This window comes from Chryseobacterium ginsenosidimutans (assembly GCF_039536845.1).
Lineage (GTDB): Bacteria > Bacteroidota > Bacteroidia > Flavobacteriales > Weeksellaceae > Chryseobacterium > Chryseobacterium ginsenosidimutans_B.
This window is the reverse complement of sequence record NZ_BAAAZJ010000003.1, coordinates 1,246,442-1,266,900: the sequence shown is the minus strand read 5'-3', so window position 1 is coordinate 1,266,900 and position 20,459 is coordinate 1,246,442. Positions and strand designations below refer to the sequence as shown.

Below are 20,459 nucleotides of genomic sequence, written 5' to 3'. Positions count from 1 at the left end.
AACTTTACGTATCCTTAACGGGAACTCTTTTCGCAGTATTTTTCATGGAAGAGCAAAACACATTCCGTTATCCGACAGTGTTCTTAATTTTCATCACCTATTTCAGCGGATATCTGTACACAAAATACCAAAAAACAAAACATTTTTTTAAAATACTCATTCTAAATGTTGTGGCAGGAATCATTTGCTCACTTTTAATTATTCACAATCATAACGAAATACGATTGATAAAATGGTTTATAATAGTTATTTTAGGATTGTTGTACAATAGTTTTTTCCTCGATATGTATATTCGAAAAATTCCATTATTAAAGGTATTTTACGTCGGTTTAGTCTGGGCTTTAATGAATTGCTGGCTAACGCTGCCGGAATTTAATTTCCCCATATTTTTTATCAGTTTCTTTTTTATTACAGCTTTGGTTTTACCTTTTGATATTCGCGATATGAAAGTGGATACCATAAAGACATTTCCAACGATCATTGGCGTTCAAAACACAAAATATATCGCTTATTCATTAATCTTTGTAAGTACTATTCTTTCAGTTTTTTATTTGGAATTAAATTATTCAATTGCTTTTTTTCTTTCAGGCATTATCACTTATATTTTAATTTATTTTTCTGAAAATGAAAGAGATGATTCTTATTTTTCTTTTTGGATAGAAACATGTTCTGCACTTCCTTTTTTATTTCTACTAATAATGGAGTATTTTTGACAAATGAATATTAAGAAACTTTCCCTGTACAATTTCAAAAACCATTCTGAAAAAAAATTCGAATTTTCACCTCAAATTAATTGTTTTGTGGGAAATAACGGCGTGGGAAAAACCAATATTCTGGATGCACTTCATTACTTGTCTGTCGGGAAAAGTTTTTTAGGAAATACAGATACAAACAACATCAAAATTGATGAAGATTTTTTCACCATCGATGCTGAAATTCAGAATGATGACAGCGAAGACACCATCAGAATTTCTCAGCCGAAAGAAGCAAAAAAAATCATCAAGAAAAACGATAAAAGTTACGATAGAATGGCAGATCACATCGGATATTTGCCGAGTGTAATGATTTCTCCATATGATTCTAATCTGATTTCGGATTCCGGGGAAAGCAGACGGAAATTCTTGGATTCGATGATTTCTCAGACCGATTCCGAATATCTTTTTGATTTAATTCAGTATCAGAAAACAGTTCAGCAAAGAAATGCACTGTTAAAATATTTTGCCAAAAACAGAGTTTGGGATAAAGATTCTTTAGAAATCTACGATGATCCGATCACCAGATTCGGGACAAAAATTTTCATTAAAAGAAGAAATTTTGTTGAAAAATTAAATCCGATTGTTACGAATTTTTATCATATAATTTCTGGCGGAAAAGAAACTGTTTCCGTTCTTTATGAGTCACATTTACTTGAAAATTCCTTTGAAAATTTATTACAGGAAAGCCTGGAAAAAGACAGAATGTTGACTTATACCTCAAAAGGAATTCATAAGGACGATCTTCTTTTTGAAATGGATTCTGTTTTAATAAAAAAAATTGGTTCGCAAGGTCAGCAGAAATCATTCTTAATTTCTTTAAAACTGGCGCAGATGAGTCTTATTAAAGAATTAACAAACAAAACTCCGATTCTTTTACTCGATGATATTTTTGATAAGCTGGATGACAGCCGCGTTTCTCAGCTTATTGAATTGGTAAATCAGGAAAACTTCGGACAGATTTTCATTACCGATACGCATAGAGAACGTACGGAAAGTGTGGTAAAAAAAATTAATGAGGAAAGTATCATTTTTGAAATTTAAAATGAAGAAGAATAAAAAACGTGAATTTCAATCCTCAGAACTTGTAAAATCTTTTGCAAGAATTCATGGATTTGAACATAAATTAATAGCTTTTGAAATTAAAGATTTTCTTGAAGAATACCTTGATGAAAGCCTGTTTCAGGAAATTAAAAGCGTGAATATTGAGAATAAATGTGTTATTATAAAAATAAATTCACCTTTGTTGAAACATGATTTTCAGATGCGTAAAAGTTTTTACCTGAGAAAATTTCAGGATAAATTTGGAGAGGATAAATTTAATGATCTTCAGATTTTGTAGCCATCGTACTGTTCATTAATTCATCTGCTTTTTCGTCTAAACCTGATCTTAACGGAATGAAAAATTTAAAGGGGTGCTTTAAAAAATATTTAAAAATTCCTTTATAAATTTCACTTACCTGTCCGAAATTCAGTTTTCTGGATCTGAAAGCTAGAAACATAGACAAACTGAAACTCACTAAAAAGTTAAAGAATCCAATGACAAAAACGGTGATAAAAGAAATCCAGAAGGTGTAAGAATCAACAGAAAAATCTTTTCCGTACAATCCGATAGCGAAGTTTCCGGCGGCAAATGTAATATGCCGAATATCCAGATCCAGCCCCAAAAAAGCCCCTACCGGAGCTGTTGCCCCAAGAAAAACTCCAAACCAGAAATTTGATATGATTCCGGGCCAGTTTTTAGCATAATACTTAGACAATCCTTTCGCGAATTTTTTTCCGAAAAGTCTTCGTATCGAAAGATTTTTTGCTATTCTTTCCGGTATCTGATAAAAAACAGAATTATTACCAATGTTCCCGGAAATAATCCCGGAAATAAAAAGATAAAACCCTGCAATACTCGCATGAAGAATCGCTTTTGAGTTAAAAGGATCCAAATCTTTCAATAATTTATCTGATCTTTCAACAGCTAAATTTTGTGAGAAAAAGACATCTAAACCATAAATTATTAACAAAGCAATAGGAAAGGACAGCAAAACATTTCCTACAAATGCAATAAACTGACTTCTGAATAATTTCGAAACCAGGTGCGCAAATTCCATGCTACTGCTCTTTATATTTCCTTCTTCTGCCAAAACTTTGGTCATTGTTGCAGCGGTCATTGCAGGCTGTTTGGTAGCCAAAGTGAATCCCATTAAATAGATCATCACAAATCCCATCGCATAATTCATCGAATACAAAAATGCGTGCGAAAAATCACTTCCGGGCACATAGCCGTACAACATTTTCAAAATACATAAAGCACCTACAATAATCCCTCCACCACTGGCTTTGTAGAACATTGTCATATACTCCTTTTTGGTTGAAGTAATGTAATGCGCTCCCGTTTCCGCAGTGTGATTGGTAATTAAATGTGAGATTAATCTTGTACTGTCATTAATAAGATCTGAAATATTATTTTTATGAGATTTATATCTTAAAATATTAAAAACCAAATATTTGGAATTAATTAAAACATCCTTTTCCTCATCAATTACCAACAACTGTACAATTTCATAAATTCTTTGAACCTGTTGACGGATTTTTAGAAGAGATTGATTAATTTTCCCTGAAATACCATATTTAGAGGAATTTTTAAAGGAAATATTAACAAATTCTAAACATTGTTCAATATAAATTTTAATCTGCTTATATCTGCTATCTTTTGAATTCAGCTGTAATTGGGAGTTTTTTTCAAATTCGGCAGCTAATTCTTCAAGTTCGTTTTGTAAAGCAAGAAACGGGTTGTCGAAGTTTCGGTATTCGGGAGCCATTCTCACAACTTCCACTTCCATAGCCGCTCCGGTGACCCGCCACGACAGGATATTCATTGAAAAAAGCATTTCTTTTTTCACATTCGGGAGGATGATAAAATCTGAAATCTCAAGAATATTGAATAATTCATCAATCTCATTTTCAGGAAGATTATGAAAATATTTTAAATCTTTTTCCGGCCTTAAACTGGCATTGTCTATTAAATACCAAATTGTTTTTTCATTAACAACCGGTGGTAAAATTTTATTAAGAATTCTTTTTTTAAACTCAGGAACAAAAGCGTTTTCCGACAGAATATTTGCCTCCGTTAAGGATAAATTAAAGGTTCTTCCTCCAAAAATATTATGAACGTAATGTTTAAAATTTTCAGTGTACTGAGGATTATTTCTAAAAAAAACAAGAACGTCTGTAAAAATCGATCTTTTTACACTTTCTAAAAATTCAGCAAACGGTTCCAGAGAAAGCGTTTCATTCTTAAAAGAAAAGTATTTTTTAAGAACTGACTCAAAATTTGTACTGGAATTAAAGAGTTTCATTAGTACAAAGATACTATTTCAAACTCACATTCCTCATTTGTCTCATGATCCAATTGTGTTTCTTTCTCAAATATGCCGAGGGATTTTTTGGATCATACTTTTTTGGATTTGGTAAAACCGCCGCAATCCAAGCTGCTTCAGAAGTTGGAAGATCTTTGGAAGATTTCCCGAAATAGTACTGTGAAGCCGCTTCAATTCCGAAAACTCCTTGTCCCATTTCGATAGAATTCAAATATCTTTCAAGGATAATATCTTTGCTCCAGACTTTTTCGATGATGAAAGTATAAACAGCTTCCAACCCTTTTCTCAGCCAGCTTCTGCCCTGCCAAAGAAAAATATTTTTTGCAGTCTGCTGAGAAATTGTACTGCCGCCTCTTATTTTTTTTCCTTTTCCGTTATTTTTCATCGCTTTTTCGATTGCGGTATAATCGAAACCATCATGAATAAAGAATTTCTGATCTTCGGAAGCAATAACCGCTTTTTTTACGTTATTTCCCATTTCATCGTAGGAAATATAATCCCTCTGGAGTCTTCCGTATTCGAAAAGACCGCCTATTTGTGTAATTGTAATCGGCGGATTGAAAAATCTTCCCCAAACGATAAATACAACATTCAGGATCAGAACGATAAATATAAACTGTTTAATTTTTTTCCACATAATCTTGTAAAAAGGAATGTCAAAAATAAGCAAATACTCGAGTTATTGCAACTCTTTCATATAAGTCAGCTTATAATCCGGCAAAAGTTCAGGATGAAAAATCTTAATATAATCCTTTAAAACAAGGTCGGATCTTACTACACCACTTTCAAAAAAGTCATTTGCCTGTGCTCTTTCTTTACCTGTAATCACATAGATTTTTCCTTTATTGAAAACATTTAATTTGCTGTAAAAGGGATTCATACTCAACATTTCTTTTTTCGAGACATGGTTTCCTGCATTTATCCAATACTGGACTCCGTTTGATTTAGTAAAAACTTCTTCAAAGCTCATGGTAACTGCTTTTTCTTCTGAATTATTTTTTAAAACATAATTAGCATTGGCATCAGAAATAAAATTGGCAACAGAAGTTTTCCCGCCCGGAAGGTACCAAACATCACCATACATTTCGTTTGCTAAAACGGTCGGTTTTTCTTTTGCTTTTAAAACTAATTGTTTTAAATCTTTATAGTTTTTCACAACTTCTTGATATTTGGTTTCGGCTTCTTTATTTTTTCCGAGAAGTTTCCCGAAAAGCTTGATGTAAGCTGCCTTTTCCAAAGGTTTCTGTTCCATATACTCATCAAGGAAAATCACCTGAATTCCGTTATTTTTTAATAATTGATAGGTATTATCAAAACTTGCAATATGATTGGTAAAAACAGCATCAGGTTTTAAAGAAAGAATTTTTTCTACATCATATTTTTGTTCATTTCCTACATTTTGAATTTTACCTTCTTTTAATAAGCTTTGAATTTTTTCAGAAAAAATGTATTCCGGACTGGAAACTCCGATCACCAGATTTTCTGCTCCAAGTTCCGAAATATACCCCGCCATACTTGCATTAAGAAGAATGATTTTCTTAAAAGGAATTTGATTTTGTTTAAAATCATAAGTGAAATTTCCCGATTTCAGGTTCAAAATGCCGTTTTGTTCCTTATACTGGACAAGATTTGAGATCGAGGTCGATTCAGAAGATGAAATTTTTGGTTCTCTTTTACAAGCGGTTAGAGTCAAAAACGCGATTAACAGTAAAATTCTTGCTTTCATCTTTCAAAGAAAAGAAAAAAGTGTTATATTTGCAAACCTTTAATGACGGCCTCGTGGCGCAACTGAATAGCGCATCTGATTACGGCTCAGAAGGTTACAGGTTTGAATCCTGTCGAGGTCACAAACGCCCAAATGGCTCTAATTTAATCCAAATTGAGCCATTTTTTTGTTCTTAATTTCAGAATAATCCAGAATAATATTTGTTTAAAGCTGTAACTGACCTATTTAAAAATTCTTAATGTGGCAATTCATTACAAAATATAGCTCATTATTTACCTATTTTAGGTTTCCTATATTGTCGAAAATTAACTTGTATGAGTGATCAGAAATTTTTGGAAGAGGAAATAAAAAATGTTAATACCGGAACAAAAAACGCACAACATCATTAAATGTTTGGAGAATATTATTATCTCATTATACGCCAAAGGTATGATTGTGAGCGATATCGATGAGAAGGTTAAAGAACTATACGACTTTGAAATATCTTCCTCTGCTATTTCCATAATTACCAATGCCGTTGCTACCGAAATGGTGAGCTGCCAAAACCGCCCCTTAGAAGATTTGTATTTAATCGGAATCGTATTCGATGTTCGTGAAAACTCCAAGGTCATTAACAAAACCCATCTATTTGGCAGTAGGATTAGATCGGAAAGTAAAATTACCACTAGAATGCTTTCAAAGAACTAAAAGATATGGAGCTGAATAAATTGGTAAAATGCATCGTTTGTCCCGAAACACCTGTTTTAATCGAATATGAACCGACAGAATGCTGCCCAACTTTCGGCAAAATTATCAATGAAATGATTAATTGGGGAAGAGAACACAGAAAAATTATTATTCTTGATAAGAAAATTAATTAAATTAAAAGAAATTATCATCTTCAATTAAAACGTTTTTACTGCTTTTCACAATAAATAATTTTTTCCCTTTCCATATTAAAAATCAATTCATTATTAATTTCCATCTTCTTAATAAGTTGAAAAAAAGAACATAAATAGTGATAAAGAAGTACTTAACTGCACTCAAATTTTAGAACTGCTTTAAGCGAAAGGATAAATTTAGAAGATTAAATTTTATGTGTTTCAAGTGCCCAGTTCTCAAAAAGTATTTTGCCTGTATTGTATTGCCCAGTGGGAACTAAAAGTGAAGTAGGAACAACAAAATGCATATACTTATTTTCATTGTCTATAATCACTTTTTTATCCTGACCGGTAATTTGAATATACTCAGAGACAAAAGCCTCCATTTTGCCACGTCTTGGTCCTGCAATTTCAATGGTGTTATTTTTAGGTTCTTCCAAAGAAAATTGTACTATGAACTCGGCAACATCATCAAGTGCAATTGGTTGATAGTCTAAGTTCGAAACAAAAACTTTATCCCCTTCTCCCTGAACTTGGATGATGGCTTCCACATGTTCGTGAAATTGTGTTGACCTAATTATAGTGTAAGGTATACCTGAGTTTTTAATAGTATCCTCTTGAAGTTTTTTTGCTCTAAGATAACCGATTTCCAATGCATCATCTGTTCCTACAATTGATAGAACGATATGATGCTTAACACTAGCATTCAATTCTGCTTTGACAAGATTCTTTCCCGCAGTCTCAAAAAATCGAAATGCATTTTCTCCTTCGGGAGAAGATGAATTTGATAGATCTATTACTATTTCAGTTCCGGTCAAGGCTTCCTGAAGCCCTTCACCAGTAAGGATATCAACACCTTGTGATGGCGAGCCAATCACCACTTTATGACCAAGTTTTTCCAATTTGTTAGTTACAAGCCTCCCTGTTAGACCGGTACCTCCTACTACTAAAATTTTCATATCTGATTTATTTAATATTGTAAAGTTTTTTAAAATAAACTGCGCACTTGAACACCAAAGGGATTTTCAAACCAATATCTCCAATATCCATCGGCTCCTCTTTTAGCATAATCATTAGATGTTCCTCGCATACATATTTTTTCACCATTATTCGCAATACCCGCTATACTCCAGTCCAAGATTAGTGATGCTAGATTGCCATCTACATAAACATTCCTTGTTGTAATTTTGATTGGCAATCCGAATTTAAAGAAGCAGTCCAATTCTCGCGCAATCTCCAATCTTCCTCTCCGAGGCTCACCGTTATCATTAATAAAGATTGCATCCTCCTCATAGAAACGAAGCATAGTCTCCGAATGGAAAGAATTCATATGAGCAAGAAAAGAGTCGACTATTCCCTCGGGAGTTTTTGACAATGAGAATACTGAGCTTTCAACAAAATTCTGTCCAATCATAAGACTTAAATTTTCTTTAGAAGTAATTTTTTTGTCTTACAAAATTGAGCAATTGGCATATGCAACGCCACTCACAAATTAAGGTAAAAGGTGGACAAAATAAGGAACAATTTTAATGATCTAAGATTTGGTCTGAGTTTTTAGCGTATTTCTTCCGATATTCACTTGGCGAACAACCTGCTTTTTTACTGAACAGTCTAATGAAATATTTTGTGTCTTGATATCCCAGCTGATAGGAAATTTCCTTGATACTTACCTCCGTATAGTATAGCAATCTTAACGCTTCGTTCATCACTTCCTTTTGAATCAGTTCCGAAGCTGATGATCCAGTCACTTTTTTTACTGTATCGCTTAGATGTCCAACAGTAATATTAAGCTTTTCTGCATATTCAAATGGACGCTTAATACTCCGGAAATGTGATTTTACAAGATTCCTGAATTCCTTTGTGAGACTGATAGAACGTAGACTGATACTTTCGGGATTAATGAATAATTGACGTTCGTAGCACAAAACTGCCTGTTCAATAAAAGCTGAAAGCAATGGTTCTTCAACTTGCCTGTAAGCGATATCGTTCAGATCTTGTAATTTCATCATTGAATCAAAGATTGTTCTAAACCAATCCCGCTCATTATTAGAGAGAGCGATAATCAAGGTTTCCTCTAACAAATTATCCAAACTGGTTTGTGCCGTTCTACCGATATGACGGCTTTCAAAAGACAGATAACAACCGGTTGCGCTAAGAGTCTCTAGAATCTGATGAACTTGTCCAGGAGGAGAGATAAAAAGTGTCCCCACCGGCATTGTTAAATGCTTAAAATCAAATACAACTTCAAGCTGATCAGCTTCAATTAGCATGCAAGTATAATGGTCGTGCCTGTGGGGTGAAAGTGCTTTTATAATACCTGGTGTAGATCCGTTCCAAATACCAACAGCAATCCCACTGCTGTAATCCATTCTATTTAATGTAATTGAATCGTTTTTAGGCATAACAATTTCTTTGCACAACTAATTTAGTTTTTCTTTATTTAATAGTGTATATTATTCAATACTAAAATTAAAGAAGCTGACGAAATCTGCAATTTTTTCATCCGTCACAAAATTAAAAAACATCTATTTTTAACAGTTATCTAAAATTCCAACGTTGCAAAAAGACAGAATTTATAAGTAAAACAAAAAAATTAAGTATATCGTTGCCTTTTATCAGTTGGACTTTCAGTTTATGAATCAATGAATTATTTAAACTTCATTTGAATTGTTTAAATAAAAACAGGTAGTATAAAGTAACAAGCAACTTTTACTATTTCAAAAAATAACTGTTACCTTTACATCTTCTTTAAAACTAAAATAGTTATGCAAGGCAATACAGCGTACAGAAAGAAAATAATCAGATCCAGCTATGTCAAATTAACCGGGATATCTATTATCGTTAGTATTATCTGTTGTCTTATATCTTATACTTTAAAACATTTAACAGGACAGGTACAAGAATACCTCTTTGAACAAATTATAGCCACGGAAAACAAATTGTTAATCTTTTTACCAAGTGTAGGTATTACAACAATCTACTTCCTACGTAAATATTTCTTTCAGAACAGAAAAAATAAAGGAATTAAAGAAATATATACTACCCTGGAAACAAGAAAAGATCATCTTCCTTTTTTTAAAATACCTTCTCATTGTGTTAATGGCTTTTTAACAGTGATTTTCGGAGGATCTACAGGAGTAGAAGTGTCAACAGTAGTTGCCACCGCAACAGTTGGTAATCAGGCCTACAAACATTTGCATAGTGCTTGGGCCTACAAGACGGAACTGATATGTGCAGGTATTATAGCGGGTGTAACCGTACTCTTTGGAAGTGCGCTGGGCGGTTTTTTATTTGCATTTGAAGTTATTGCACGTAAATACAATAAAACCTTACTGATCAGTGGAATTAGTTCGATGATTGTAGCTCATCTATTTGTACATTTTTATGACTCAAATCCACTATTTACATTTAAGGTACAGGACTGGCGTTGGCAATCCATACCTTTTGCTATGATACTAAGTTTAATCGGAGGTATATTTGCGCTTTATTTTACGAAAATTGTCATCTACGCAAAAACATTTTTTGGTGGGATTAACAACAATTTCATCCGTGTAAATTTAGGTGCTATAACTGTTGGGGTATTTATCTTTTTTCTTCCGGCTTTATATGGTGATAGTTATCACGGACTTGGTAAAATCCTCGAATGTAGTTCGTACGACATCGTTAATCTCGCATATTTAATTCCTCTGGTTTTGCTTATCTTCATAAAGCCATTGGCGGCTTCCCTCACTCTCGGTGCAGGCGGTGACGGCGGTGTATTTGCCCCTAGTATTGTTACAGGAGCGTTTTTAGGGGTATTTTTTGCCCAATTCTGCAACCATTATTTAGGTACCAATCTTGTGATTATTAATTTTGCGTTATTTGGAGCAGCTGCCATGCTTTCCGCAGCTATTCACGCCCCTCTTACTGCCATGTTTATTATTTCCAGTATAGTACCGTCTGGATATCTATTGCTGTTTCCTTTGTTCATCAGTAGTGTTATTTCTAAAATTCTGGCAAAGAAAATCTATCCTTACAATGTGTATACTTACAAAGAATTTTCAAGCAGCCGGAACGTAATAAATTGATTAAAAGTACCGTACGATATTTAAATACAACAATCATATCAATAACATCTTCTTTGTTTATATTGGATTATTACATTTACTAAAAAATTAATTTGCAAAAACTCTACAACTACAAGTGATTAAATATTAAAATCGGGGTTACTAATTCCTTTTTGATTTGGCTCAAACGAAGTAAATCATCGATAAAAGTGTTTGAAGATACGCTCGTCTTGGTCACACACATCCAAATGGCGCCACTTTAAGACAAGTGGCGCCATTTATTTTAAGATTATAAATTCATTGATAAATCACTTTTTTCCTCAAAAGATTTAGTGATAAAGAATATTTTATTTCAAATCTGATTAATTTTAATTCAATCTACTATATTCGATATCCTCCAGAAACTTCTATTCGCTGTGCGTTAATCCATTTTGAATCATCAGAGCATAAAAATGCTATAACACTTCCAATATCATCCGGCAGACCAACTCTTCCCAAAGCTGTTTCAGCAGTTAAGTAGTTATTGACATCTGAAATATCACGAACGGCACCGCCATCAAAATCAGTCTCGATTGCACCCGGAGCAAGGGCATTGACTCTAATTTTTCTGCTTCCCAATTCTAAAGCCTGATATCTTGATAAAGATTCTATTGCAGCTTTCATAGCACCATATGCCGAGTAGCCGGGAGATGAGAATCTTGCTAAACCTGACGACACATTAACGATACTGCTTCCATCATTTAATAATGGTAAAAGTTTTTGAGTTATAAAATAAGGCCCTTTAAAATGAATATTTGTCATTAAATCTACGATATCTTCAGTTGTTTGGTCGAAAGGTTTATTGATACCAATTCCTGCATTGTTTACTAATGCATCCAACTTTGCAGAAGGATATTGAGTATCTAAAATATTCCTTACTTCATTTACAAATTGATCAAAACCATCTGTTGTTGAGATATCAAGGGATAACGCAAATGCTTTTTGTCCGACAGCTTCAATTTCTAAGACCACCTGATCTGCAAATTCTTTTTTTGTTTGATAGGTTAAAATGATATCAAAGCCTTTTTTAGCTAATTGTATAGCTGAATCTTTACCTAATCCACGGCTTGCGCCTGTAACTAATGCGATTTTATTTGCCATTTTTTTTGTTTTTTGTTTTTTGTTTTTTGTTTTAAAATTATTTTTTTTATTCTTGTAGAGTGAACCTCTTATTTCCGATTGCAATTGCAGTATTGATTCTAAGATTCCAACTTCTACCAATCCTTTCCATTGCAAACCAAACATTATCCAAAAGACTTTCGTCTTCGAAGACGATTACATAATTGGTTTGCTTTTCTTTGATATCTGACATAAGAATTGAGTCGTTAAATATTTTTTTATCGTTGGAGCATTCATCCTGTAATAGAGTTCCTAAACACGAGGATCTACTCCGTATTGATCTGGTATTCCCAGATTTTCCCTCAGGGTCTTTCCTTCATAGTCCTGATGAAACAATCCCCGTTGTTGCAATATTGGGACAACCTCATTAACAAATGCATCGATTCCGTCAAAATTTACATCTGGTGAAATCCAGAATCCGTCAGCAGCGCCTGCTTCGAACCATCTCTGCATATGGTCTGCTGCCTCAATGCCCGGACCAGCAATGACAGGATGATAATCTATCACACCATGAGCAATAATGTCACGCAGGCTCCAACCCTCTTTTGCAATTTTAAGGGCATGAGATGATCTGGGATCATAAGGAGATGGACGGGCTGCATTTAATAAAGTCTGAGACAACGGAGAATCCAGGTCTTTATCGTTCAGTGGTATTCCAAGCATCTGCTGGAGATATGAAACTCTTTGAGGAAAGAGGTGCTGTGTCAAAATGATTCTCCTATCTAAACCTTCACGCCTGTTCCCTGCTATTGAGGTCATAAGCCCTGCAATATATTTTATCTCGTCAGGATTTCTCCCATGACGCTCTGCTGATTCCCTGAATGCATTACGTTGTGCACGTGCATCTTCAATAGTAAAAGCTGCACCAATTACAACGTTTGCAAATCGACCGGCAAGTTCGTGTGCATTAGGACTTCCACCGGCGTGAAATATCACCGGTTGTCCCTGTTCGGAAGGTGGAATATACAGCGGACCCCTTGACCCTACAAATTTGCCTTGAAGATTGATGGGCACAATCTGATCTTTATCTGCAAAATATCCGGTTTTCTGATCGTGTATCCACGCATCCTTACCCCAGCTGCCCCACAGTGCCTGTATCAATTGTATTGACTCGTGTGCACGACCATAACGCTCTGCACTGGTAGGTATTATTTTTCCGTAATTAGCTGCGACATCATTGCCGCTTGATGTAATGGCGTTCCAGCCTGCTCTACCATGACTCATGATGTCAAGTGCTTTGTATTGCCTTGCCAAATTAAAAGGCTCGTTAAAAGTAGTAGACCCGGTTGCAACAAGTCCAATATATTCTGTTTCTCTGGCAACTGCAGCCAACGTCATCATGACATCAAGGTTAAAGTTTGGAGCTTCGCTTTCTATATCTGCCATGATAGCGCCCGGACCATCGGGTAAAAATATAAACTGGAACTTTCCCCGCTCAGCCGCTTGGGCTTGCTGAACCCTCGCATCATAACTGGTATAACTTTGAGGATTAACTCCAGAAAATCTCCATGCTCCCGGTGAAGAGCCGTATCCGTTTCCTAAATGTAATCCTATTAACATTTTTTTCATATTATAAAAATTTGTTCACTCTTCTTAAATAATTTAAATCACCATTGTTTCTAACCTGCACGAAGAACTCCAATTTCTAAAATTTAATGTGCTTGAATTAATTTTCATTTATTATACATTTCAGAATTTACTGTACCAGCAACCCTACCCTATAAAGCAATACCTTGTAATAAATTGTTTAAGGGTTATCTCTGTTTTGAAGAATTTTCTGTTTTAATTTAGAAGACTTCCTCTGAATTTTCTAGGCGTAATTCCGACCTCCTTTCTAAAAAGACGTGAAAAATAGGTGGTATTTTCAAAACCCAGATGGTGAGAGATTTCTGATATGTTCAACTCTCCTTCGGTTAATAAATTTTTCGCTTCGCCAATCAAAAAAAGATGAATAAGCTCCAGGGCTGTTTTACCCGTCTCTTCTTTTAGCAAATCGGTCAAATACCGTGACGATATGTTCAATTTTTCCGCCATCAGTGCTACCGTTGGCAATCCAATATCCTTAATTTTTCTTTCTTCAAAATTCGCAACAAGCAATGAATTGAACTTTGTTACCATTGAGCCCGTCAGCGGCTTTCTGTTGATAAACTGTCTCTTATAGAAGCGTTGCGAATATTTCAGTAAAGAATCCAGATGGCTTATAATAATTGATTTGCTTAGCTCGTCGGTATTATTATTATATTCTTTTTCGATGTTGAAATATAAATTCCAGATGATATCTTCTTCAGAAGGTGAAAGATGCAAAGCTTCATTCACTTCATAATCGAAATAGCTGTATTTCTTAATTTCTTTGTAAAGTGCTGTTCCAGGTAGATAATCTTCATGAATAATAATTAAAAAACCCTTTTCCTCCAGCATCACATTTTGGAATGCCACTTTCTGCTGTGGTTTTATGAATGACAAGGAACCCAGGTCGTGATCATATTTAGTTTTGCCATATGACATACTACCAGATTTCAATTTTTTAAATCCAATGATATAAAATCCGGAAGAAAATTCAAGCTTATTATTCCCCTTGCACATATCCTGTTCCCCAAAAACCACACTAAAAAGAGGGTTTTCTGGTGGCTTAATGCCAAAAGCCGTATGAAGGTCGCTGATTTTCGTAAAATGTTCCATCTTTTTTATGAGATATTAAAAACAGATTTCTGAAAAGTCAGATTCTGCTCATATTAAATTTCAATTAACCGTGTGCTGCCACAGAAACATCTTCCCAGGATTCCCAGGTTTTAAGACGTTCCGAATAGATGTGTTTCACCCAAGAGAAAGTATTTTTGCCCAAAAGCAGTCTTAACGGTGGATTATCAGAATCTACCAGGCTCAGGATAGCAGTAGCGGTAGCCATTGGATTACCAGAATCCTGATCTTCTGCGTGCTCATAAAAATCTTTTCTTATAGCATCATAATCAGAAACTATTGAACTCAGCGCCAGAGAATTATTTCCGAAGAAATCTGTGGAGAATCCGCCCGGTTCTACAATGGTCACTTTTATGCCGAAACCGCTCACTTCGCTTGCCAGGGTTTCGGTAAGACCTTCCACTGCAAATTTTGTAGCACTGTAAAGTCCCATCAATGGAACTGTGTTCAGTCCCAAAGCACTTGAAAGCTGAATGATCTGACCCGATTTTTGCTCACGTATCACAGGTAATATTGCCTGAACCATCCACAATGACCCCAATACATTAGTTTCAAACTGAGCCCTGACATCTGATTCGCTAAGCTCTTCGACAGCTCCTACATGTCCGAACCCTGCATTATTGATTAAAACATCGATTCTTCCAAAGTGACCTACTGCATTTTCAACTGCTTCAAAACTTCCTATTCTGTCTCTAACATCATGCTTAACAACCAAGAGCGTTGATGAAAATTCCTGCTTTAAATCTGCTAACGATTCAGGAGTACGAACAGCAGCAACTACATTATCGCCACGTCGTAAAAATGCTTCCGTCCAAATTCTTCCGAATCCTCGGGATGCTCCTGTTATAAAAATTGTTTTTGCCATTAGATTATTTTAAATATTTGACATGACAAAGTTCCTTCAAATAACACCTTCGAAAATGATACAAAAGTGGGTAATTATGAAGCGTTTTAACGAAAAGTACAGTGTAAAACTTTAATCTATTGATAAGATACAAACTGGAAATCTTTTCAATACTCATTAGCACATTTCAGTTCAATTGAGCACTTATTATTTTGTCTTTGGATTTTTTTCAAACAATGCTCTGTTAAATTTTACAACATCAGGATGAGAAGGATAGCTAGACATTGCTGAAAGTTCAGCGATCGCTTGATCTCTTTTAACAGGCGCTTCTTCTTTCACTGCATCCTTCAAAGCTTGTTTTAATTCTTCTGCTTCCAATTCCGTGCAGTAGGCTGGTGTCCCCGGTTGATGTCTCCATGATTCTGAAAGACTACCTGAATCAACAACATCATAACCGGCATCATTAACTAATCCTGCTATAACTTTTTTAGCGTCGTCATTGTCTCCGGCTACTGCCATTGCAATTCTGTTTTCTGCATCAGGATTTTTCCCACCGCTGATAAGTGTTTCTGCCAATAAGTTGTTGAAAGCTTTGATCACGGGTCTGCCTAATTGCTCGGATACCCATACACTTTCCACTTTACCGTTTTTTATTTCTTCAATATCAGCATCACGGAACGGATAATAATTGGAAGTATCGACTACAATTACATTTTCCGGAACTTCAGCAAAAAGATTTTTAGGTAAAGTTGGGATGGCAATCGTTGGCAAAGACAAAATGATAACATCGACATCCTTTACAACATCTTTCTGATTCGCAGGCGATACACCCAACTCTTTAGCACGGGCATTTAATTTTTCTGCGTCATCTGAATTATTGATTTTTACAGTATGACCAGCTTCAGCCATTTTTTTTGCAATGGTACCACCTATAGCACCGGTACCTATTATCCCTATTTTCATATTTAAATTATTAAAAATTATTGTTATTAAAGTTTATTTCCATTGACTCTTGGCGGTAAACCGTTGATTGAACGATTGATATCTACTGCATGATCTACAAATCCTTCCGGGTATTGTCCTGAAACCAGAATATCAAAAAATTCCTGACCAAGATCTTTCATCGTCTCAAAAGACAGGGTTTGCTTATCTACCAGGGTTTCCCTGATTGCAGATTCTCTTGCATCCTTAAGTTCATTCAGTGAAAGATCTGTACAATATGCTGGTCCGCAAGCTTGTTGTCTCCAGGAATCTTCAAGTGGTCCAGAATCAAGTGCATCAAATCCTACATCATCTACCAATCCCATCACTACATCTATTTCTTTCTGAACGTCTCCCGAAACGGCTACAGCAATTCTACCATCGCTATTTTTGGGTTTTCCTTCCGCCAATAGACTGTAAGCTCCGATATTACTGAAAGCTTTTACTACAGTTCTACCTAATTGTTGCTGTACCCAAACACTGTTGACCATTCCATTTTCAATAGCATCAATGCGTCCATCACGATGAGGCCAGTAATTAGTTGTTTCTACAACTACAACGCTATCATCTAATTTAGACTTTAAGGTTTGTGCTAATTCCGGAATTCTTAATAATGGGATCGCTAAAATTAAAACATCTATATCAGTAGAAACATCCTCTACATCAACCGCTTTGGCGCCAGCATTATTTGCTATCTGTCGTATTTCATTTACACCTTTGGCATCAGCCAAAGAAACCGTATGTCCAGAATCACTGAATTTTTTCGCCAATGTTTTGCCGATCAGTCCGGCCCCTATTACTCCTATTTTCATTACGTTATATTTATTAAATTTTACTTTGCCGTCATACCACCATCTACTTTATACTCAGCAGCGGTCAGGTATGATGCCTCATCTGATGCTAGAAATAATGAAACGAAAGCCACTTCAAGAGGTGTAGCTAATCTTCCCAGTGGAGTTGGTTCTAAAATTTTGGGATCGTCAAATAATTTAGGATCTACGATGCCGGTTTTAACGCCTCCCGGATGTACCGAATTTACTCTGATATTGCGGGTAGCATATTCCAATGCGGCCATCTTTGTCAGACCTGTAACGGCAAATTTGCTTCCCACATAAGCAGCATTTGGAGATCCAGGTGCTACCTGTAATCCTGAAACTGATGAAATGTTGACAATCGAACCTTGACCTGCCTTAAGCATCGAAGGTATCACTGACTTCATTCCTAAAAACACACCATCACTATTGACGGACATCACTTTTTTGTATTCAGCGAAATCAAGATCCGCAACATTACCAAATTTGCCTGCAATACCTGCGTTATTGACCAAAACAGTAATGTTACCAAATTGCTTTTCAGCAGTTTCCACTACTTCTCTCCATTGATCCTCGCTGGTAACATCGTGTTTTATAAAAATAGCATCCTCTCCTAAAGATTCTGCCAAAGCAGAGCCTTCATCTTCCAGAACATCAGTAATGACCACTTTCGCTCCGTGCTCAACAAACAATTTTGCGTGAGCCTCGCCCATTCCTCTTGCGCCACCTGTGATGATTGCAACTTTACCTTCTAATCTTTTCATTTTAAAAATTTTAATTGAATTAGTATTATCTCTACATCACTTTTCGATCAAATTTTTTAATCGGTGTTTTGTAGAACTCTGTAATTGATGATGCAAAGTTAGAGAGATTTTACTATCAATTGTATAGTCCTTTCCTAAAGGAAAGTGTATTTTTTAAATCATTGGTAGCAGAAATATTAAAGTATAAACTTTGGAATTACATCACTTTCTTTTAGGAAACTACTATCTTATAGTTAGTATTTTTTATGTAATTTTGTGAGGTGTAAAGTGTGCGGTAAACACTTTATATTAGGATAAAACATTTAGGTAAAACATGGGAACTGTTGATACTTAGTTCAGACCGTATTTTTTAAACTAACAGATTAATAGGTATTTCACAAATCCTTTGTATTTTACTTTCTGCTTGTTAATTGCTATCATAAATGAAGTTACATCTATTAATTTTGCATTGATTTATTGGTTAATAGGTTATTGCAAACGATTAAATATTATTAATAAAATCAAAATTCCAAAATAATGAAAAAACATATCGAATATTCAATCTTAGAGCTTGCTATTGTGTCAGAAGGCAGTACTTTCAGAGAGACATTACATAATTCATTAGCATTGGCAAAAGTTGCTGAAGCAAATGACTACAAACGATATTGGTTCGCTGAACACCATAATTCAGCTTCGGTCGGGAGCAGTGCAACTTCTATATTGATCGGTTATGTTGCTGAAAACACCAATAAGATAAGAGTAGGATCCGGCGGAATTATGCTACCCAATCATTCTCCACTGATCATAGCAGAACAATTTGGCACACTTGCTCACCTCTACCCTGACCGTATTGATTTAGGCTTGGGAAGAGCTCCAGGCACAGATACGCTGACAGCACAGGCAATCCGATCGGACTTTATGAAAGCAGCACACTCTTTCCCATCAGAAATTGAAAAGATTGAAAATTATTTCTCATCAGCCAATAGCAACGGAAAAGTGAGAGCACCTATAGCTGAGGATGCCAATGTGCCGATCTACATTTTAGGGTCAAGCACTGACAGTGCACATTTAGCGGCTCAAAAGGGATTGCCGTATGCATTTGCAAGCCACTTTGCCTCAAACCATTTATTGCACGCTTTAGAGATCTATCGGGAAGAATTTCAACCTTCAGAAATGTTGGCAAAACCCTATACAATTGCGGGCGTCAATGTGGTTGTTGCTGATACCGATGAAGAAGCACAAAGGATATTCACATCACTCATCAGAATGTTTTTCGGAGTTTTAACCGGAAATTCTCAACCTTTGCAACCACCTACAGAAATGACCGATGATCTGAAAGATATTTTAAATCATCCAAGTTTACATCAAATGCTTAAATATTCTTTTGTAGGAACCAAAGAAAAGGTAAAAGAACAAACGAAAGCATTTCTTGAAGAAACTCAAGTTGATGAACTGATTATGGTATCGACAATTTATGATATCAATGACAGGGTTAAGTCTGCAAAACTTTTTGCTGAAGTGGTGAAAGAAATTAATGGTGTAGAAGTGACCTATCATTAAATTTAAAAGCTAATCTGATAAAATAAAAAAAATGGCACAAAAAAAAGTACACTGTGACTGCCTGGACACTATAAAACCAGTAAGAGATACACTTGACGTCATTAATGGAAAGTGGAAAGTACCCATCATCATTTCAGTAGGCGTTGGAAATGATCGTTTTACGGATATACAGGAAAGTATTCCAGGAATTACACCTAAAGTTTTAGCAAAAGAACTAAAGGATCTGGAGCAGCATAAACTGCTGAAAAGAATTATTATCGACGAATATCCAATAAAAATCTCGTACAAACTGGAGCCTTATGCAGATACCTTGACGCCACTCATTTATGCACTTAAGGACTGGGGAGTTAATCATAAAAGAAAAGTTACGGAATAGACAGTTTGATAAATCGCCGGGATTCATTCCATATCTTCCACCAAATAGTTCGATATTTCTTCGGTTATGGGTACAAGGCAATTACTGCCAACTTAAGACATACTATTCCAATACTGATTGTTATTAATTTTTTAAATTAAATTGTATTAGAAACAAACTAAAAGAAATTTTTTGTTAAAAATGAGTTTTGTAATTCTTGTCTAATTTGGCTCAAACGAACCAAATCATCTATAAAAGTGTTTGAAGATACGCTCGTCAAGGTCACTAAATCTTAAAAGAGAATTTTGTAAAATATTGAAAAACAATTAATTACAAATTCTCTTTTTTTTCTTTTGTATCCAAATTTCAGAAATATACTTTTTTAATCTGCTTGAATTTGATTAAATCTATTTGAATATTAAAATAGATATGAGTTGTAACAAATATATAGAATCATTGTTAAGCTCTGAAATAATGACCGTTAGACTCAAAATAATCATACATAATGTTTCTTGCTGTAGATTCCCAGTCAACGCAAATATAAAAACCCATTT

General features: G+C 35.0%; 21 protein-coding genes, 1 tRNA gene and 1 pseudogene. 9 read left to right on the top strand and 14 right to left on the bottom strand.

Features of this window, described 5'->3' with window-relative positions:
* Positions 1 to 170 precede the first annotated feature (170 nt).
* The 3 genes from ABD745_RS05920 to ABD745_RS05910 are packed head-to-tail and all read left to right on the top strand — an operon-like array spanning position 171 to position 2,094.
* A complete protein-coding gene (locus tag ABD745_RS05920; RefSeq protein ID WP_344826661.1) occupies positions 171 to 713 on the top strand; it encodes a UbiA prenyltransferase family protein in 543 nt (180 codons plus the stop codon).
* 3 nt (positions 714 to 716) lie between these two features.
* Positions 717 to 1,796: a DNA replication/repair protein RecF gene (gene recF / locus ABD745_RS05915; protein WP_344826658.1), complete on the top strand. Its 1,080-nt coding sequence runs from the start codon at positions 717 to 719 to the stop codon at positions 1,794 to 1,796.
* Between the two features lies 1 nt (position 1,797).
* The gene (locus ABD745_RS05910; RefSeq protein ID WP_047400198.1) at positions 1,798 to 2,094 is read left to right on the top strand and encodes a hypothetical protein; all 297 of its coding nucleotides are present in this window, start codon (positions 1,798 to 1,800) and stop codon (positions 2,092 to 2,094) included.
* On the opposite strand, the gene ABD745_RS05905 is transcribed toward ABD745_RS05910, so the two are convergent.
* Genes ABD745_RS05905 through ABD745_RS05895 form a run of 3 tightly spaced genes read right to left on the bottom strand, consistent with a single transcriptional unit; the run spans position 2,072 to position 5,849 of the window.
* The gene (locus tag ABD745_RS05905; RefSeq protein ID WP_344826653.1) at positions 2,072 to 4,102 is read right to left on the bottom strand and encodes a recombinase; all 2,031 of its coding nucleotides are present in this window, start codon (positions 4,100 to 4,102) and stop codon (positions 2,072 to 2,074) included. The two genes, ABD745_RS05910 and ABD745_RS05905, sit on opposite strands and share 23 nt — an antisense overlap.
* 13 nt (positions 4,103 to 4,115) lie before the next feature.
* Complete coding sequence (mtgA, locus tag ABD745_RS05900; protein WP_344826651.1) at positions 4,116 to 4,760, bottom strand: monofunctional biosynthetic peptidoglycan transglycosylase; 645 nt, start codon at positions 4,758 to 4,760, stop codon at positions 4,116 to 4,118.
* Positions 4,761 to 4,802: 42 nt separating this feature from the next.
* A complete protein-coding gene (locus ABD745_RS05895) occupies positions 4,803 to 5,849 on the bottom strand; it encodes an ABC transporter substrate-binding protein (RefSeq protein ID WP_344826648.1) in 1,047 nt (348 codons plus the stop codon).
* A gap of 47 nt (positions 5,850 to 5,896) precedes the next feature.
* Here ABD745_RS05895 and ABD745_RS05890 point away from each other — a divergent pair.
* The 3 genes and pseudogenes from ABD745_RS05890 (at position 5,897) to ABD745_RS05880 (ending at position 6,709) form a co-directional block, all read left to right on the top strand.
* Positions 5,897 to 5,970: transfer RNA gene (locus tag ABD745_RS05890), tRNA-Arg, on the top strand.
* 230 nt (positions 5,971 to 6,200) lie between these two features.
* Positions 6,201 to 6,507, top strand: a pseudogene (locus tag ABD745_RS05885) (transposase); the annotation flags it as partial.
* A gap of 34 nt (positions 6,508 to 6,541) precedes the next feature.
* The gene (locus ABD745_RS05880) at positions 6,542 to 6,709 is read left to right on the top strand and encodes a winged helix-turn-helix transcriptional regulator (protein WP_249413646.1); all 168 of its coding nucleotides are present in this window, start codon (positions 6,542 to 6,544) and stop codon (positions 6,707 to 6,709) included.
* Between the two features lie 206 nt (positions 6,710 to 6,915).
* On the opposite strand, the gene ABD745_RS05875 is transcribed toward ABD745_RS05880, so the two are convergent.
* The 3 genes from ABD745_RS05875 to ABD745_RS05865 all read right to left on the bottom strand — a co-directional run bounded on the left by ABD745_RS05875 (position 6,916) and on the right by ABD745_RS05865 (position 9,111).
* Positions 6,916 to 7,668, bottom strand: a complete 753-nt coding sequence (locus ABD745_RS05875) for an SDR family oxidoreductase (protein WP_056015209.1) — start codon at positions 7,666 to 7,668, stop codon at positions 6,916 to 6,918.
* Positions 7,669 to 7,697: 29 nt separating this feature from the next.
* A complete protein-coding gene (locus ABD745_RS05870; protein WP_056015210.1) occupies positions 7,698 to 8,123 on the bottom strand; it encodes a YybH family protein in 426 nt (141 codons plus the stop codon).
* Positions 8,124 to 8,235: 112 nt separating this feature from the next.
* A complete protein-coding gene (locus ABD745_RS05865) occupies positions 8,236 to 9,111 on the bottom strand; it encodes an AraC family transcriptional regulator (protein WP_056015211.1) in 876 nt (291 codons plus the stop codon).
* Between the two features lie 363 nt (positions 9,112 to 9,474).
* Between ABD745_RS05865 and ABD745_RS05860 the strand changes: the two genes are divergently transcribed.
* Positions 9,475 to 10,776 (top strand): chloride channel protein, encoded by a 1,302-nt coding sequence (locus tag ABD745_RS05860; protein ID WP_062672582.1) that lies wholly within the window; start codon positions 9,475 to 9,477, stop codon positions 10,774 to 10,776.
* A 360-nt stretch (positions 10,777 to 11,136) separates the two neighbouring features.
* On the opposite strand, the gene ABD745_RS05855 is transcribed toward ABD745_RS05860, so the two are convergent.
* The 8 genes from ABD745_RS05855 to ABD745_RS05820 all read right to left on the bottom strand — a co-directional run bounded on the left by ABD745_RS05855 (position 11,137) and on the right by ABD745_RS05820 (position 18,011).
* The gene (locus tag ABD745_RS05855) at positions 11,137 to 11,895 is read right to left on the bottom strand and encodes an SDR family NAD(P)-dependent oxidoreductase (RefSeq protein ID WP_056015213.1); all 759 of its coding nucleotides are present in this window, start codon (positions 11,893 to 11,895) and stop codon (positions 11,137 to 11,139) included.
* 46 nt (positions 11,896 to 11,941) lie between these two features.
* Complete coding sequence (locus ABD745_RS05850; RefSeq protein WP_165589281.1) at positions 11,942 to 12,106, bottom strand: hypothetical protein; 165 nt, start codon at positions 12,104 to 12,106, stop codon at positions 11,942 to 11,944.
* Between the two features lie 59 nt (positions 12,107 to 12,165).
* Complete coding sequence (locus tag ABD745_RS05845; protein ID WP_213279944.1) at positions 12,166 to 13,482, bottom strand: NtaA/DmoA family FMN-dependent monooxygenase; 1,317 nt, start codon at positions 13,480 to 13,482, stop codon at positions 12,166 to 12,168.
* A 213-nt stretch (positions 13,483 to 13,695) separates the two neighbouring features.
* A complete protein-coding gene (locus tag ABD745_RS05840; protein WP_056015215.1) occupies positions 13,696 to 14,592 on the bottom strand; it encodes a helix-turn-helix domain-containing protein in 897 nt (298 codons plus the stop codon).
* A 64-nt stretch (positions 14,593 to 14,656) separates the two neighbouring features.
* Entirely contained in the window at positions 14,657 to 15,475 is an 819-nt protein-coding gene (locus ABD745_RS05835; RefSeq protein WP_056015216.1) for an SDR family NAD(P)-dependent oxidoreductase, read from the bottom strand.
* A 186-nt stretch (positions 15,476 to 15,661) separates the two neighbouring features.
* Positions 15,662 to 16,417 carry an NADPH-dependent F420 reductase gene (locus ABD745_RS05830; protein ID WP_213279945.1) on the bottom strand — a complete coding sequence of 252 codons (756 nt, stop codon included), beginning with the start codon at positions 16,415 to 16,417 and terminating at the stop codon, positions 15,662 to 15,664.
* A gap of 26 nt (positions 16,418 to 16,443) precedes the next feature.
* A complete protein-coding gene (locus ABD745_RS05825; protein ID WP_213279946.1) occupies positions 16,444 to 17,247 on the bottom strand; it encodes an NADPH-dependent F420 reductase in 804 nt (267 codons plus the stop codon).
* Positions 17,248 to 17,267: 20 nt separating this feature from the next.
* Positions 17,268 to 18,011 (bottom strand): glucose 1-dehydrogenase, encoded by a 744-nt coding sequence (locus tag ABD745_RS05820; RefSeq protein ID WP_056015219.1) that lies wholly within the window; start codon positions 18,009 to 18,011, stop codon positions 17,268 to 17,270.
* 516 nt (positions 18,012 to 18,527) lie between these two features.
* Between ABD745_RS05820 and ABD745_RS05815 the strand changes: the two genes are divergently transcribed.
* Positions 18,528 to 19,550 (top strand): LLM class flavin-dependent oxidoreductase, encoded by a 1,023-nt coding sequence (locus ABD745_RS05815; protein WP_425394617.1) that lies wholly within the window; start codon positions 18,528 to 18,530, stop codon positions 19,548 to 19,550.
* A 31-nt stretch (positions 19,551 to 19,581) separates the two neighbouring features.
* Positions 19,582 to 19,926 carry a winged helix-turn-helix transcriptional regulator gene (locus ABD745_RS05810; protein ID WP_056015221.1) on the top strand — a complete coding sequence of 115 codons (345 nt, stop codon included), beginning with the start codon at positions 19,582 to 19,584 and terminating at the stop codon, positions 19,924 to 19,926.
* Positions 19,927 to 20,459: the final 533 nt, after the last annotated feature.

Excerpts from the sequence above, each read along its gene's own strand:
- ABD745_RS05850 (WP_165589281.1), bottom strand. The coding sequence starts at position 12,106 with ATGTCAGATATCAAAGAAAAGCAAACCAATTATGTAATCGTCTTCGAA.
- ABD745_RS05865 (WP_056015211.1), bottom strand. The coding sequence starts at position 9,111 with ATGCCTAAAAACGATTCAATTACATTAAATAGAATGGATTACAGCAGT.
- ABD745_RS05860 (WP_062672582.1), top strand. The coding sequence starts at position 9,475 with ATGCAAGGCAATACAGCGTACAGAAAGAAAATAATCAGATCCAGCTAT.
- ABD745_RS05895 (WP_344826648.1), bottom strand. The coding sequence starts at position 5,849 with ATGAAAGCAAGAATTTTACTGTTAATCGCGTTTTTGACTCTAACCGCT.
- ABD745_RS05875 (WP_056015209.1), bottom strand. The coding sequence starts at position 7,668 with ATGAAAATTTTAGTAGTAGGAGGTACCGGTCTAACAGGGAGGCTTGTA.
- ABD745_RS05815 (WP_425394617.1), top strand. The coding sequence starts at position 18,528 with ATGAAAAAACATATCGAATATTCAATCTTAGAGCTTGCTATTGTGTCA.
- ABD745_RS05870 (WP_056015210.1), bottom strand. The coding sequence starts at position 8,123 with ATGATTGGACAGAATTTTGTTGAAAGCTCAGTATTCTCATTGTCAAAA.
- ABD745_RS05910 (WP_047400198.1), top strand. The coding sequence starts at position 1,798 with ATGAAGAAGAATAAAAAACGTGAATTTCAATCCTCAGAACTTGTAAAA.
- ABD745_RS05905 (WP_344826653.1), bottom strand. The coding sequence starts at position 4,102 with ATGAAACTCTTTAATTCCAGTACAAATTTTGAGTCAGTTCTTAAAAAA.
- ABD745_RS05880 (WP_249413646.1), top strand. The coding sequence starts at position 6,542 with ATGGAGCTGAATAAATTGGTAAAATGCATCGTTTGTCCCGAAACACCT.
- ABD745_RS05855 (WP_056015213.1), bottom strand. The coding sequence starts at position 11,895 with ATGGCAAATAAAATCGCATTAGTTACAGGCGCAAGCCGTGGATTAGGT.
- ABD745_RS05820 (WP_056015219.1), bottom strand. The coding sequence starts at position 18,011 with ATGAAAAGATTAGAAGGTAAAGTTGCAATCATCACAGGTGGCGCAAGA.
- ABD745_RS05840 (WP_056015215.1), bottom strand. The coding sequence starts at position 14,592 with ATGGAACATTTTACGAAAATCAGCGACCTTCATACGGCTTTTGGCATT.
- ABD745_RS05845 (WP_213279944.1), bottom strand. The coding sequence starts at position 13,482 with ATGAAAAAAATGTTAATAGGATTACATTTAGGAAACGGATACGGCTCT.
- recF (WP_344826658.1), top strand. The coding sequence starts at position 717 with ATGAATATTAAGAAACTTTCCCTGTACAATTTCAAAAACCATTCTGAA.
- ABD745_RS05830 (WP_213279945.1), bottom strand. The coding sequence starts at position 16,417 with ATGAAAATAGGGATAATAGGTACCGGTGCTATAGGTGGTACCATTGCA.
- ABD745_RS05810 (WP_056015221.1), top strand. The coding sequence starts at position 19,582 with ATGGCACAAAAAAAAGTACACTGTGACTGCCTGGACACTATAAAACCA.
- mtgA (WP_344826651.1), bottom strand. The coding sequence starts at position 4,760 with ATGTGGAAAAAAATTAAACAGTTTATATTTATCGTTCTGATCCTGAAT.
- ABD745_RS05825 (WP_213279946.1), bottom strand. The coding sequence starts at position 17,247 with ATGAAAATAGGAGTAATAGGGGCCGGACTGATCGGCAAAACATTGGCG.
- ABD745_RS05835 (WP_056015216.1), bottom strand. The coding sequence starts at position 15,475 with ATGGCAAAAACAATTTTTATAACAGGAGCATCCCGAGGATTCGGAAGA.